Genomic DNA, 14,236 nt, shown 5'->3' on the forward strand with positions numbered 1-14,236 from the left:
ATATGAATCACACTAGGCTACCAATAAACTATAGCCATTCCACACAAAATGAGGAAAATATTATATGATTGAATGAGAATAGCTTCTAAATTCTATGAGGAGGTTGGTTGATTTGAAAAGAGTAGGGATTATTGTTGGTAGTTTAAGGGAAAATTCGTTTAATCAAATGATTGCGAATACGATCCCTGAACTCGTAGATTCCGCAAAATATGAATACATATCGATTGAGAATCTTCCCTTGTATAACGCGGATTTGGATCATGGAGAAGGGCCAGACCCAGTTATGCATTATCGTGAGGCGATTCAAAAGACGGATGGCATCATCATCGTTAGTCCAGAGTATAACTCAGGAATACCGGGTGTACTGAAAAATGCGCTGGACTGGGCATCGACACCAACCAAAACAGCCGTTCTAATTCATAAGCCTGCAGGTGTGATAGGTTCAACACCTGGCGCAAAAGGAACGATTCTATCGCAGCAGCAAATTAGGCAAACGTTGGATGCCACCCAGTCATATGTTATGCCGTCTCAAAAAATGTATATATCTCAAGTTTTGGATAAGATTGATTCAGATACTCGCAAGCTCATAGATGAAACGACCCGCAAATATCTGCAGCGCTATGTACAATCGTTTATGCAATGGATAGACCAGGTACAACGGCTGAATGAGTAGTACAGGTTCTACACATTCAGATTTCATCGTTGATCGAATATTAGAAGAAGTTAAAAGCAGGTTTTCCTGACTTAACAAACAGAGACGAATTGGAGGAGCTTGCAGCGAAGCAGCTCCTCTTTCTCATTGAAGTAATGGGCATCACGGAGGAGAGTATTATCGACAGAACGAAAGATATGCTTTCGAGCTCTTTGGATGAAAAGATAACTTCAATCTCTTATCTATCCCCGCTTTTGGACAAGAATATATCCGTTGATATTGATCATGGATACGCATCTGGCACTAAAATTGTTGACGAGAATAAAGCAGTAAATGCATTTGATATTCCTATTATGAACGGAAGAGATGCTTTTGATTTGAATTTCTATAACGAGAACCATGAAGAGTATTTAAAGATCGATGGACAATCCTATATCAGTGAAGATGCTATTCAACCCATTTATTAAGGGAACGACTCATTTTGCATCATACCATCTAATGGTCAGGCTGTATGGTATAAAATTGATGGAAAATCAGCCAATCGAGTTATGAACGTTGAGACTCCGGTAAGTGGGGGATTTGCCGTTTATGACGCGAAGGGAATGGTTATGAACTTTTCAAAGGCAAGCAACAATCATTCAGTAGTGCTGCCTGAAAGTGGGATGATCGTTTTTGGTGGAAATGAGGGGGATGTATTTAAAATTAATTTGAAGAATAAATAGACTACTCAACTTTCCCACCTACGAAAAACTAGTTAAGCCTAATGACGCATCCATGGTTACAAGCGCCGAATAGAGGCACTGGGTCGCAAACCCGATGCCCAGCCTTTTTCTGCTTTTTCATTATTTATCTATATCCTTAGATATAAAGCCCGGCAATACGCCGAGCTTTATATCTTACTATTGAAGTATGCAATTCTTTAGCTTGTATTTCCGTCGCTTTATGCCCAGTTTGGCGGTTATTAAAATATGCTATCAGGCACGTAATAAACTTTCTGCGTATTTGTTTTATTTACTGGGTCTGTAACTATAGTAAAATAAACGTTACCGTTTTTTGTCTGTACTCCCTCGATTTCATGGGTTCCCACATTTGTAATATTCACAAGGGTTTTGTATGCTCCTGTGTTTGACATCATAGCAATCTGCGGAGTATCACCTTCCGCGCCGCCTGACGTATATATTTCCGTATTATCGAGCATATCAGCACCCTGGAAAGATCCGTTCGGTCTGACTATAGCACTGCCCGACTGCGTAAAGCTGGTAACGCAGGCGCTTTCCGCCGCCGCACTGTCCATTCGTACCTGTTCATTGCTGTCAAGAAGCTGGTTCAATGCTACCGTGTCATAAATTGACCAAGTTACAGTTCCTTCTGCAGTTTGTATGCGGAAAATAGTATAGGTACTGTTGCCGCCGGCATCAACACGGTAAGTCTCACCTAAACTTGTACCGGTCTCATTGGCATAATTCATATAGGTGAAGCGATGAAGATCCGTATAATCATATGTCGCGCTGGGCGAGTATTGAAGTCTTGCTACCTGGAGCGACCAGTAATACGATGTTGAAGGATCCGCTTTCGAACTGAAATAAAAGTAATTTATACCATTGTATGTGTACATATCAAGTGTTTGGCAATGACCGGCATTGGTGACAGTCATTTCATCAACGTATGTTGCGTCACTTCCGTTTATGAGCAATCTTGAAAGATAGCATGTTCCCCCAGACCGCTGAGTTACGTAAAGATACGTTGAAGCGATGTAAGCTTTCTGAACAGCAACGTTGTGATTAAGTCCTTTGAGATTGTATGCGAGTGTTGCCGAAGCGTTTACAGTTTTCTGAGGAGTTGCCGCAAATACGGGCAAAACAGACATTCCCGAAATAAGAATTGAGAGAACAACAGATGTGAGTAGTTTTAATTGCCTTTTAATAAGGCTCAATGCTTGAACTTGAAACATACTGATACCTCCTTTGTTGTCCAATCCTTTCCATCTTGATCCAATGCTCCATGCTACTTGGCCGTAAGCAGCGAGCGGCACCTCCTCCTTGTCGGATGAGCCCGGTCAACAAAATAAAAACCCGAACAATAAGACAGGCTCGCAGGCGAGCGAATCAAATTGTTCGGGTTTTCTCATGGACTCCAACCGTCACATTAGTATTCATATAAAGAGTGAATAGTAAGCGCTTTCAATGTTCATGCTATCAGCTTGTTTCCAGAAAGTCAAGCGATATTTAGCAGTCGGCTTTGCTCAAACAGAAACGATAGCTGAATACCAGATAGATCGGCAGCCTCTTCTAAACTACAGGATAGAATAGCGCAACAAGACGTAACCTGCAATGGAGAATACTTGTTACGATACAGGCAATAATACCCTTAACTGAGAATTATAAGGAGAAATGTTTTGTATGGACATACCGTTCATTATATTTATTACTTTGGTGGCATGTTTAATAGGAAGCATTGATCTCAAAGTCGAGGCCCCGGAAGGGATGAAGTATGTGATTTGATCACGGAAAGTCAAGCTGTTAACAAAGCGAAAGAAGATCACTAATTAGTTGGCTTACATTTTGCTATTACGAAATTGATATATTGGAGCAGTTTGTTAAAAGCAACTGCTCCTTATTTCGTTGACGAGTATCAGATTGTTGGGGAACACAATGAGAAGGACACTCACTATGAAGCCGCTGTTTCTCTTGTTGGGGGCTGTTGTACTTTGCGTCAGCGGCTTCAGTTTGAGCGGATTCCTTCAAATGCGTTCATTACCAAATGCTGCACATAGGAATCGTCTAACTTTCCACCGATCACCAGCAAGCGATAGAAAATCGGCCCGTAAATGAGATCGGTGCTTAATTCAATATCGAGATTTTTTTTTAATTCCCCGCGCTGAACCCCCTGCTCCAGAAGACTCCTGGCCTCAAGCCGACGTGGATGGAAATATCGGGTCCGATAGGCCTCCGCTAATCCTGAGTCAAACTGCCCCTCGCCTATTAACTCCGTAATGATTGTACCCTCCCGACTTGTCAAAAACCGGGCTAAATTCGTGGCGTGAATAAGAACATCATTGAATGCCGAGCCCGTGTTAGGCACGGGCAATCTTGCCGATGCGGCAGATAGAAAACCATCAATCACCACGGCAGACTTATTAGGCCACCATTTATAAATGGTGGCTTTGCTAACCTTGGCGCGATCAGCAATTTTTTCAACTGTGACCGATCCAAAGCCATCTTCCAGCAATAAATCATAGGAAGCGGAAAGGATAGCCTTTTGCGTTTCAACATTACGCGGCCGCCCTCTTTTGACCTGCACCGGAATCATCCCTTTCGAATCAAAACTAGATAAGTATAAACTATACGTTCAGTATATCAAATATGAAACAAAAAGTAAAAATAAAACTGGCTATTTACAAAACGATACGTTCAGTATATGATTTAATCAATAATTAATGAACTATACGTTCAGTATTTAATTTGTGATGGGAATCAAAAGTGATTTATGCTTCCGTAACTTGAAAAATAACCACGAGGAGGAGGAGCTACAAAAGAACAAGTAATGAAAGAGAGCTGCATCTGTCTGATAAATAAAATTATTTCCAAATAAGGAGTGGTACCTATGATTGCTTCAAAAAAACAAGTAATCGAGAAAAATATTCCAACATGGTTAACCATGCTTCTTGCGACTGCGTGCGGTATCATTGTAGCTAATCTTTATTATGCACAGCCTTTGGTGGGGTTAATTAGCTCTTCAATCGGGCTGTCTGCTAGCAGTGCTGGCTTGATCGTAACATTAACCCAGATTGGATACGTTGTCGGCTTGCTATTTATTGTACCTTTGGGTGATATTGTTGAAAACCGAAGGCTAGTAGTATTATCGTTACTTCTCACAGCAGTTGCCTTAATCGTAACAGCAATGACGAAAAATCCTATGCTTTTCTTAGCGGCTTCCCTTTTTATCGGATTGGGGTCGGTCGCAACGCAAGTGCTCGTACCTTTTGCATCATACCTTGCATCAGAATCTACACGCGGCCGCGTTGTTGGCAATGTCATGAGTGGTCTGTTACTTGGCATCATGCTTTCACGTCCGTTATCGAGTCTGGTGGCTGACTTCTTTAGCTGGCAAGCAATATTCGCCTTATCAGCCACAGCTGTCATTGTCTTGGCGATCTTACTGTCAAAAGTGTTGCCAGCAAGAAGGCCAACGGCAAGCACGAACTATGTAGCGCTGCTTGTCTCAATGTGGCATCTGCTGCGAACTACCCCGATCTTACGCCGTCGCGCTGCTTATCATGCGTGTGTGTTTGCGACTTTCAGCTTATTCTGGACAACTGTTCCGTTATTATTATCTGGCCCCGTTTTTCATTTTTCTCAGAAGGAGATTGCTTTGTACGCACTTGTTGGAGTCGCAGGTGCAATAGCTGCGCCTGCGGCTGGCCGCTTAGCTGATCGGGGCTGGACTAGACCCGCCACAGGAATAGCTCTCGGTATTGTCATCGTTTCAGTGTTGTTGCCGCTGATGATCCAAACCAATTCCCCTATCGGAATAACAGTTTTAGTTATATCAGCTATTCTGTTGGACGCTGGAGTATCCGCAAATCTTGTACTGGGACAACGTGCGATCTTCTCGTTGGGACCGGAAATTCGAAGCAGATTGAACGGGCTATTCATGGCTATTTTCTTTTTTGGTGGCGCTTTGGGATCTGCTTTGAGTGGATGGGCATACACATCAGGGGGGTGGAGTGCAGCACTATGGATTGGAATAATTTTTCCGATCATTGCCCTGCTTTATTACGCCACAGAGAAGAAGTAATTCTTTGAAGAGAAGTTCTTTAAGTTAAACTTTAGCAGTCAGCAAATTTGACTGCTAATTTTTTTGAAAATCCTAAGAAAACGCAAGTTAACGTGCCCGATGATCTATGGCGACTATTACTTCGCTGAAGCGGTATGCAAGCTGCGCGGCTTACAGGAAACATTCTGGTAAGAAAAGGCAATTAATGATATGAATTAACAGATCCAATTCTATAACCGGTACAATAGAAGAAGCGGCCTTCTCGAATAAGAGAAAAGGCCGCTTCTTTTTACTACCTACTGCGATTTCCCAACTAACTTTTTCGATAATCTCATCTACAATCCATGGGGCTTATCTACAGAAAATCGTAGTAGGGGATACTTTTCCGCAACAAGGATTGAATGATGCCGCGAAAGAAGTCACAACTATGAAGAAGGAGAGTAAGAATTAAAATATCTATTTATTTCGTTTAATAAATCGTGTATGATATATCATGTGAAACATAATGAAAACTACTTAACATAAATCCCATTAAGAAGGTGAGGTGATTGAAATGAAAAAGAGCCTAAGCCGCTATGTACTAACCGATGAAATCTATACATTGTTAAAGGAACGAATCCTTAACCATGAAATTGCTTCTGGTGGAAAAATCAATATTGATCAGCTAGCCCGCGACCTTGAAGTCAGTAACATTCCTATTCGAGAAGCTCTCACTAGATTAACAGCAGAAGGCTTGGTGAATACAGTGCCTTTTAAAGGTATGTATGTGGCTGAAATGTCGCTGCAAGAGCTGGATGAGATGTTTGAAATTCGGATGGAACTGGAAGGCTTGGCTATAAAGAAAGCCGCCCCCCAAATACCGGGTGTTTCCATTGCGGAACTGGAGCGGGCCATGCAAAGCTGGTCTAGCAGAAAACCGGCGGAATGCGAAGAAAAAATTCGTTTCATTGCCGAAATGAACGAAAGCTTGCATGGTTTAATTCTGGATCACTGTGACAACCATTCTTTAAACCAACTTATCCATTTATATATAGAAAAAATTCAGAGATACTTAACATTCATCCATAAAGGGATAGATCAGCAAGTGATTGAAGAAGAGTGGAATGAACATATGCTTGTCGTAAAAGAGTTGGCTGTTGGCAATTTTGAAGCTGCAGAAGAAGCTTTGCTTCAGCATTTAAAACATTCTCATATTCGGACTAGAAGTTTCTTTCTTTAATTTCTCAGAAAAAATCATACATGATATATGATATCGAAGAATGGAGGTAAGGTAACTCTAATGAATCTAGCAGGAAAAACAGCCATTGTAACGGGGGGCGGATCGGGTATCGGCGAAGCGATTGTCCGCTTGTTTGCTGCCCAAGGCGCTGCTGTCATCATAGCCGACTGGAATGAGCAGGGAGCATCACGGCTAGCAGAGGAATTAACATCGTCCGGACATCAAGTTGTGGAGGTAAAAGTCGATGTTTCAAGAGATTCGGATGTCCGGGAGCTTATTCAAGAAACCCTACATAGATTTGGACAGTTAGATGTACTAGTCAATAATGCAGCGGTTATTTTACCTAAGTTTCTGGAAGAAGTGGAGGAAGAGGAGTGGGACCGACTTTTTAATATTAATTTGAAAAGTGTGTTCCTGATGGTCAAGCACGCCATTGCTGAGTTAAGAAAAACGCGTGGTGCGATCGTCAACATGGCTTCCCTCAACGGTTTGATTGGGCAAAAGATGAATCCCGTTTATGCTGCAACGAAAGGCGGAGTTGTCGCCATGACCAAGGCATTGGCATTGGATTACGCACCGGATGGTGTCAGAGTGAATTGTATATGTCCGGCCGGTGTCTCTACACCCCTCCTGCAGCACTGGATTCAAGAGCAGGATGATCCGATGGCTACGATAAAGATATTGAATGATATGCATCCAATTGGCCGACCGGCAACCTCGGAAGAAGTTGCACAAGCTGCGTTGTTCCTAGCAAGCACACAATCCGGTTTCATTACAGGTGTTGCTCTTCCGGTCGATGGCGGAGCTTCACTTGGCTACTAATAGATTTTACTCATAAAAACTAGGGAGATGTATCCGATGAAAATTACAAAAGTAGAAAGCTTTGTTTTGCATGTACCGATTACACCGCCAATTACAGATGCCATCAACGTCGCCACACACTGGGGATTAGCCGGTGTTCGCATCTATACAGATGAAGGCTTTGTTGGATACGGTTACACAGGTACGTGTGCCCAGGGTGATGATATGATCGTCGATACCATTGATAAATACTATGCTCCACTTTTGGTTGGGAAAGATCCGTATATGGTAAGAGAATTATGGGATGACATGCGTTTTGGCAAAATGCACTGGATCGGCAGATCCGGTGTAACGCACATGGCGCTTGCAGCTGTGGATATTGCGATATGGGACATCATGGCGAAAGCCTCGGATAAACCTCTTTGGCAGTACCTCGGCGGGGCTAAGTCCAAACCGATTAAAGCCTATAATACGAACGGCGGCTGGCTCAACTGGTCAAAAGAGCGTTTGCTGAAGGATGTAACGGAGATTGTAGAGTCAGGCTTCACAGGCGTCAAAATCAAAGTCGGTAAGCCGGATCCGCGTGAGGATTATGATCGCTGCAAGGCGGTAAGGAAGGCGATTGGTAACGATGTCATCTTTATGATTGACGTCAATCAACAGTGGAATATTAATACCGCTATGACTTGGGGCAAAAAGCTTGAAGAATTCGATTTGTTCTGGTTGGAGGAGCCACTTAATCCTGATGACATTATGGGTCACAAAAAGCTCGCTGACGAGTTAAACGTTCCGATTGCTTTAGGGGAGCATGTTTATAACAAATATGCGTTCAGAGATTATATTCACCAAGGCGCAATCGAATATTGCCAAGTTGACGTAACTCGTGTCGGCGGTATAACGGAATGGCTGCAAGTGGCAGGTTTAGCAGCTTCCTATGATGTGCCGATCTGTCCGCACGTGGGCGATATGGGTCAAATCCATCAGCATCTTGTAGCATCTACACAAAATGCAATCATGCTGGAGTACATTCCATGGATTCGTCATATTTTTGAAGAGCCGGCTACGGTGAAAGAAGGGCATTATGTACTGCCTCAAATGCCAGGTGCTTCCACGACGATTCTTCCTAAATATTTTGAAGAATATCGGATTAGATAGGGCTTCGATATACACAAACAGGATGGTGGTCGTTTTTGAAGCGATATGGAAGCGTAATCGTTGATATACAGCCGATAAAGCATTTAAATTATGATATTAAATTTTAAGAAAACTTCAAGGAAGTACATTCACTTATAGAACAAAAGTCGATTGGCAGATGCATTGCGGAAGCTGGTCGGCGTAAGATTCGTCATCTGTTTGAACGATTTCATAAAATGCTGGCTGTCATGATAGCCGAGCTCCAGCGCAATTTCATTGATGGTCATATTCGTGTCAGTCAACAGGAAGGAAGCGGCTTCAATCTTCTGCTGCAAAATAAACCTTTTGAGCGGCACCCCGGCAATCTTGGAGAAAAGGTGCGATAAATATTTTGCATTGTAGCCGAAGTGCTCCGCAATATGTGAGGCCTGAAGCTGTTCACCTCGGTTCCACTTAATATAGTCAACAATGTCGTTAAATAGCTGCAGCTGTTTCAACTTTGGCTGAGAGGCATTCCTGCTTCTAAAAGTTTGATTGTATAGCTCACACAGAATACTCGTTGCCAAATAGTTATTCAACGTTGGATCTTGATAACTTCGAATAGAATCTTGCAATTGCTTCATCATGACAATGATCCTATCCGCACTTCTTAACGTGCCTTTGCTTGGAATCGCGATGGATCCTGCCGGGCACTCAAAAGCTTCTTCTTGATAAGACCCGGTCAGTTGATCATCTGATGTGAAATGCAGCCAATAAAAACTGCAGTCGGAGGCCTGGTAACCGTATTGTTTGGTCCGAGGAGGCATGAGCAGATAATCGCCTTCGTGCAAGACGTGCATCTCCTGTTCATCCGCGATATACAAAATACCCTTGGTCTGCACGAAAAGTTCGTACTCCATCAGCGTTCTTCTCATGTGCATCCAATCAGGTGAGGGAGCAACGAACTTACCCGTCATGACCAGCTGCAGCGGTTTCTCTACTTGAAAAGTATGGATCATCATAGGGGCTCGCCGCCAATCTAACCTTTTGACACCTGGATGAGGTGCGCTTGTTCTAAGCATAACAAGGTATTCGAACGATGACAACCTTGGTGATGTGCCTTTTCCATTATCATATATCTGACTTTTTTACACGAATTCGATCGTTTTGCCACTTACCCTTTCGCTCGTTTAACGGTAATCTGAAGAAGATTAGAGCACTAATAAATAGGGTCAGTTGAAAGGGCGGGAATTAGAATGATGGAAGCTACGCTGATGCGGGACGCATTGCAAGATTTTGGATTGGATCAAGTAAAGCTTGTCGGCGAGTATCATGTCAATGCGGTTGAAAAAGAACTTCTTTACTTACGCAGCTACGATGTCGATCGCTTGCTGGCCGGATTCCGGGAGACCAGGGGGCTGGTACCCAAGGCCGAGAAATACCCCGGTTGGGAAAATACAGAGATTCGGGGCCATACGCTAGGTCATTATATGACGGCGTTAGCGCAGGCATACTCCCATACGAAAGATCCGGCATTCCTAGAGAGGTTATCATACATCGTTTCTGAATTGTCACAATGCCAATTTAGTAGCGGTTATCTTTCAGCGTTTCCAGAGACACTCATTGATAATATTGAGAACAAGAAGCCGGCATGGGTTCCCTGGTATACGATGCATAAAATCATTGCGGGACTGGTCGCTATCTTCCACGCGACGCAATCCCAAGCGGCACTCGACGTTGTCGTGCAATTAGGCGACTGGGTCGCGTCTCGAACATCGCGATGGTCGGATGAGCTTCAAGCTACCGTACTGGCTGTGGAATATGGCGGGATGAATGACTGTCTCTACGAGTTGTACAAGATTTCCGGCAGCTGGAAGCATCTGGAGGCGGCTCATCAATTTGACGAGCTTCCATTGTTTGAAGCGATCCATCAAGGCAGGGATATTCTGGCGGGGAAGCATGCCAATACGACGATTCCTAAATTTATCGGAGCCTTGAATCGTTATTTGGTATTGGGTGAGAGCGAAAGCTTCTACCTTGATGCCGCTAAGAAGTTTTGGGATATCGTTGTCCATCATCACAGCTATATGACCGGCGGCAACAGCGAGTCGGAGCATTTCGGAGAACCGGATATCCTCGATAGGAAACGTACGGACATCACATGCGAAACCTGCAACAGCTACAACATGCTGAAGCTGACCCGTGAATTATTCAAGCTCACAAAGGATAAAAAATACGAGGACTTCTACGAGACAACGTATATCAACGCAATTCTCTCCTCGCAGCATCCGGAAACTGGAATGACGATGTATTTCCAACCGATGGCGACAGGTTACTTCAAAATCTACAGTTCGCCCTTCGAGCATTTCTGGTGCTGCACAGGCACGGGGATGGAGAGCTTTACGAAGCTGAATGACAGTGTCTACTATCATAAAGATGATGAGCTTTATGTGACTCAATTCGTCAGCTCGAGCGTCGACTGGCGCCAGAAGCAAGTAAAGCTTACACAAAGCTCCGGCATCCCTGATTCCGATCAAGTGACGCTTAGGATTGAGACCGAAGATCAGCAAGCCAAAGCTTTCAAGCTCTATATTCGCGTTCCGCATTGGGTCACAGGGAATATCGAGGCCAGATTGAACGGCGGGCTGATTGCTTTGGACATACTTGATCACCGCATCGTGATTGAACGGAAATGGCAGCATGGCGATATGCTTGTATTGACGCTGCCCATGAACGTATTCGTCTCGCGGCTGCCGGATAATCCGAATGCGGTTGGTTTTCAATACGGACCCGTTGTGCTGAGTGCAGCACTGGGCACGGAGGATTTGAACCAAGCCCAAACGGGCATTATGGTAAAGGTGCCTACCCGCAGAATGCTGATCAAAGATTTCTTGATACCGACCGGGATGCTGCCTGACCAATGGCTGGAAGGGATTGATCGGCATCTTGTGAAGGAAGGCAGTGAGCTTGTATTCAAGCTGCGAAATACGGACGAGGATGATCGGCTCATCTTTACCCCCCATTTCAAGCAGCATGAAGAGCGATACGGCATCTATTGGAACATCGTCGAATCGGATTCCAAGGAATTGAAGCGGCACTTGGAGCAAGCCAGCATGGAACAGCTCGTTAAAGAAGCTACGATCGACAGTGTTCAAGTAGGCAACGATCAGTATGAACTGCAGCATGCAGTTAAGGGAGAAGGAACCGTCAGCGGGGCATGGGAAGGTCAAAATGGACGGAATGCGAATCCCGGCGGGTGGTTTAGCTATGAGCTGAAGGTAATTCCGGGCATGGAGAACCTGCTGCAGGTGACTTACTTATCCATTCACAATGACCGTGTGATGCATATTTATGCAAATGGCGAGCTGTTGACTAGCGAGCGGTCGGCGCCGGTGTCCAGACGCGAATTCGTAACTAAGTACTATTCCATTCCGGAAGCAATGATTAACGGGAGAGATCAAGTGGAGTTTAAGTTTGTTCCGGAAGATAAGCGTAATGGGATTTACGGCGTCCTGCGAACGATGAGATCAGACTACAAAGAATAGAGCCTTAAAAGAAGAGAGGTCGGTGGGAACTCCGAACTTCGGCATAGCTAATCGAACACCGACACAAAAACGCCACCGCATAATACGGTGGCGTTTTTGTGTGCTTGGCACCACATCGTTCTAACGGGTGAAAGAGGGAAACAAGAAGGTTTTCCTTCTTGCTTCTTTTTTTTATTGTCTATTTACATATTTAAAGTCTTAGTGTACTATTGCACTAATACAATAATTCAATTTTTCAGTTTCATTAAGAAGGAGAGATTTGGATGAAGGCGTGGGTAGCTTTATTTAAAAAAGATTTTAAATTAACAAGAACCGTATTTTTCGTAGGACTTGTCATTAATTTATTGATTGTCATGTTGACGTTATATATGGGGATGAAATCAGATCATACCTTACTTATTTTCTTACCCTTAGTAGTTGCTATTGTTTTGCATATTTTATATTTTCCGATAATGGTATTTATTAGTTTGAAAATAGAGGCAAATCAACTGCATCTATGGCTGCATAATCCTAGGCCGGCTTCTTCATTGTTAATTAGTAAGCTGGTGAATGGGCTAGTGATGCTCGTTATTTCATTATTGATGTTATATGTGATGTCTGGATTGCTAATCATACCCAAGTTCAACTTAATTGAAGCGTATTGGACGGATACTTGGAAATCGGGATTATTCATATTTCCTCATATTATTGTAATTTCTATAATGATTGGTGTTTGGGTGTTATTTCTTTGGGCGCTATACCAATCCCTTAAATTTGCAATCGGGCGTTGGAGCTGGTTAGTCGTTATTGGGGCAGTTATCATACTTACTTGGATAACTGCCCTATTCGAATCCACTAAACTGTATAGTTTAGTAACGAAATGGGGAAGTATTACCTATGATTTTCCTTCTTTTTCAATACAACCTATACAAACATATGCAGGAGAATATTTGTATACCTTCATTTTTATCATTGGATTATTCTTTCTGAGCGCATGGATTGTTGACAATAAAGTTGAGGTGTAAGAATGGAAGAATTTAATGCTTCAAAGCCAATTTATCTGCAATTAGCGGATCGAATCAATCGACAGATTGTAAGCAAAGAACTGAAAGCAGGTGAGAAGCTTCCTTCAGTCCGAGAAATGGGGATCAAATACAGTGTAAATCCAAACACAATTCAGCGTACTTACAGTGAGTTGGAGCGTGAGGGTATCCTGGAAACGAAAAGAGGTCAAGGTACATTTGTCACGGAACAAGAGGATCGCTTGGTACATCAACGTGAAAATTTAAAAAATGAGCAGATCCAATCGTTTGTCCAGGTCATGCAGGAAATGGGGTTCACCTCTCATGAAATCATATCAGGGCTACAGAACCACTTAAGCAAATTTGATAAAGGAGATGAGTAATTTGATTCAATTGACGAATGTTTCTAAAAAATATGTTAAACAGCCCGCACTCACTAACATTTCATTCACTTTGCCCATAGGTAAAATCGTTGGCATTGTGGGCGAGAATGGCAGCGGGAAGTCAACGCTATTGAGACTTATTTCCGGACTATCGCTTCCTACGAGCGGGAGGGTAACCGTAAATGGAGAGACTGCCAATCGAAGAATCAGCAAAGTGGTTTCTTATTTATCGGAGCTTGGTTCTTTTTATTCTATATTCACAGTACGTGAAGCAATGGATTTTCAGGCTTCCCAATATACGGACTTTAACATGGCTAAAGCGGAAGAAATCATGAAGTTTACGCAGTTGGAGCCTCATATGAAAATCAAAGATCTCTCGAAAGGAAATCGTGGTCGATTAAAAATCATGCTTACTTTGGCCAGAGAAGTACCCTACATTCTAATGGATGAACCACTGTCCGGACTTGACCCCATGGTGCGAGAATCTATCGTTAAAGGAATGATTTCTTATGTTGACTTGGAATTTCAGACACTCATCATGACAAGCCATGAGATTGTGGAAATTGAATCATTACTGGACTGCTTCATTGCGATCAAAGACGGATCATTACTAAGAATGGCTGGTGTGGATGAATTACATGAATCAGAGGGTCTTGGTATCACGGATTGGATGAAGAAGAATTATGTCTAATCCGGGAATATCTGGGTTAATCTGCTCATTGCAATTGGTAATCATTAGGAGGGGA

At 43.1% G+C, this 14,236-nt stretch carries 12 protein-coding genes and 1 pseudogene; 10 read left to right on the top strand and 3 right to left on the bottom strand.

Annotated elements, in window-relative coordinates:
• The first annotated feature begins 112 nt into the window (after positions 1 to 112).
• Positions 113 to 673, top strand: coding sequence for an NADPH-dependent FMN reductase (locus QFZ77_RS15875; RefSeq protein ID WP_307440952.1), 561 nt, complete (start codon positions 113 to 115; stop codon positions 671 to 673).
• A gap of 188 nt (positions 674 to 861) precedes the next feature.
• Positions 862 to 1,374, top strand: a pseudogene (locus QFZ77_RS15880) (serine hydrolase); the annotation flags it as partial.
• A gap of 239 nt (positions 1,375 to 1,613) precedes the next feature.
• On the opposite strand, the gene QFZ77_RS15885 reads toward QFZ77_RS15880, so the two are convergent.
• Positions 1,614 to 2,603 carry a helveticin J family class III bacteriocin gene (locus QFZ77_RS15885; protein ID WP_307440953.1) on the bottom strand — a complete coding sequence of 330 codons (990 nt, stop codon included), beginning with the start codon at positions 2,601 to 2,603 and terminating at the stop codon, positions 1,614 to 1,616.
• Between the two features lie 770 nt (positions 2,604 to 3,373).
• Positions 3,374 to 3,961, bottom strand: a complete 588-nt coding sequence (locus tag QFZ77_RS15890; protein WP_307440954.1) for a TetR/AcrR family transcriptional regulator — start codon at positions 3,959 to 3,961, stop codon at positions 3,374 to 3,376.
• Positions 3,962 to 4,255: 294 nt separating this feature from the next.
• On the opposite strand from QFZ77_RS15890, the gene QFZ77_RS15895 reads away from it, so the two are divergent.
• From QFZ77_RS15895 to QFZ77_RS15910, 4 genes are all read left to right on the top strand, one after another.
• Positions 4,256 to 5,449 carry an MFS transporter gene (locus QFZ77_RS15895; protein ID WP_307440955.1) on the top strand — a complete coding sequence of 398 codons (1,194 nt, stop codon included), beginning with the start codon at positions 4,256 to 4,258 and terminating at the stop codon, positions 5,447 to 5,449.
• 532 nt (positions 5,450 to 5,981) lie between these two features.
• Positions 5,982 to 6,647 carry a GntR family transcriptional regulator gene (locus QFZ77_RS15900; protein WP_307440956.1) on the top strand — a complete coding sequence of 222 codons (666 nt, stop codon included), beginning with the start codon at positions 5,982 to 5,984 and terminating at the stop codon, positions 6,645 to 6,647.
• A 60-nt stretch (positions 6,648 to 6,707) separates the two neighbouring features.
• Positions 6,708 to 7,469, top strand: coding sequence for an SDR family NAD(P)-dependent oxidoreductase (locus tag QFZ77_RS15905; RefSeq protein ID WP_307440957.1), 762 nt, complete (start codon positions 6,708 to 6,710; stop codon positions 7,467 to 7,469).
• Between the two features lie 36 nt (positions 7,470 to 7,505).
• Complete coding sequence (locus tag QFZ77_RS15910; protein WP_307440958.1) at positions 7,506 to 8,603, top strand: mandelate racemase/muconate lactonizing enzyme family protein; 1,098 nt, start codon at positions 7,506 to 7,508, stop codon at positions 8,601 to 8,603.
• 128 nt (positions 8,604 to 8,731) lie between these two features.
• Here the strand turns inward: QFZ77_RS15910 and QFZ77_RS15915 are convergent, their stop codons facing one another.
• Positions 8,732 to 9,583, bottom strand: a complete 852-nt coding sequence (locus tag QFZ77_RS15915; protein WP_307440959.1) for an AraC family transcriptional regulator — start codon at positions 9,581 to 9,583, stop codon at positions 8,732 to 8,734.
• Positions 9,584 to 9,817: 234 nt separating this feature from the next.
• Between QFZ77_RS15915 and QFZ77_RS15920 the strand changes: the two genes are divergently transcribed.
• The 4 genes from QFZ77_RS15920 to QFZ77_RS15935 all read left to right on the top strand — a co-directional run bounded on the left by QFZ77_RS15920 (position 9,818) and on the right by QFZ77_RS15935 (position 14,181).
• Positions 9,818 to 12,106: a beta-L-arabinofuranosidase domain-containing protein gene (locus QFZ77_RS15920; protein ID WP_307440960.1), complete on the top strand. Its 2,289-nt coding sequence runs from the start codon at positions 9,818 to 9,820 to the stop codon at positions 12,104 to 12,106.
• Positions 12,107 to 12,369: 263 nt separating this feature from the next.
• Positions 12,370 to 13,110: a hypothetical protein gene (locus QFZ77_RS15925; RefSeq protein WP_307440961.1), complete on the top strand. Its 741-nt coding sequence runs from the start codon at positions 12,370 to 12,372 to the stop codon at positions 13,108 to 13,110.
• A gap of 2 nt (positions 13,111 to 13,112) precedes the next feature.
• Positions 13,113 to 13,490 (top strand): GntR family transcriptional regulator, encoded by a 378-nt coding sequence (locus tag QFZ77_RS15930; protein ID WP_307440962.1) that lies wholly within the window; start codon positions 13,113 to 13,115, stop codon positions 13,488 to 13,490.
• Complete coding sequence (locus tag QFZ77_RS15935; protein WP_307440963.1) at positions 13,483 to 14,181, top strand: ATP-binding cassette domain-containing protein; 699 nt, start codon at positions 13,483 to 13,485, stop codon at positions 14,179 to 14,181. The genes QFZ77_RS15930 and QFZ77_RS15935 overlap by 8 nt, the downstream gene beginning before the upstream one ends.
• Positions 14,182 to 14,236 lie beyond the last annotated feature (55 nt).

The sequence above is a fragment of the Paenibacillus sp. V4I3 genome, assembly GCF_030817215.1.
Lineage (GTDB): Bacteria > Bacillota > Bacilli > Paenibacillales > NBRC-103111 > Paenibacillus_E.

Coding starts and splice junctions, on each gene's coding strand:
- QFZ77_RS15895 (WP_307440955.1), top strand. CDS start 4,256: ATGATTGCTTCAAAAAAACAAGTAATCGAGAAAAATATTCCAACATGG.
- QFZ77_RS15925 (WP_307440961.1), top strand. CDS start 12,370: ATGAAGGCGTGGGTAGCTTTATTTAAAAAAGATTTTAAATTAACAAGA.
- QFZ77_RS15885 (WP_307440953.1), bottom strand. CDS start 2,603: ATGTTTCAAGTTCAAGCATTGAGCCTTATTAAAAGGCAATTAAAACTA.
- QFZ77_RS15910 (WP_307440958.1), top strand. CDS start 7,506: ATGAAAATTACAAAAGTAGAAAGCTTTGTTTTGCATGTACCGATTACA.
- QFZ77_RS15905 (WP_307440957.1), top strand. CDS start 6,708: ATGAATCTAGCAGGAAAAACAGCCATTGTAACGGGGGGCGGATCGGGT.
- QFZ77_RS15920 (WP_307440960.1), top strand. CDS start 9,818: ATGATGGAAGCTACGCTGATGCGGGACGCATTGCAAGATTTTGGATTG.
- QFZ77_RS15890 (WP_307440954.1), bottom strand. CDS start 3,961: ATGATTCCGGTGCAGGTCAAAAGAGGGCGGCCGCGTAATGTTGAAACG.
- QFZ77_RS15915 (WP_307440959.1), bottom strand. CDS start 9,583: ATGATGATCCATACTTTTCAAGTAGAGAAACCGCTGCAGCTGGTCATG.
- QFZ77_RS15935 (WP_307440963.1), top strand. CDS start 13,483: ATGAGTAATTTGATTCAATTGACGAATGTTTCTAAAAAATATGTTAAA.
- QFZ77_RS15900 (WP_307440956.1), top strand. CDS start 5,982: ATGAAAAAGAGCCTAAGCCGCTATGTACTAACCGATGAAATCTATACA.
- QFZ77_RS15930 (WP_307440962.1), top strand. CDS start 13,113: ATGGAAGAATTTAATGCTTCAAAGCCAATTTATCTGCAATTAGCGGAT.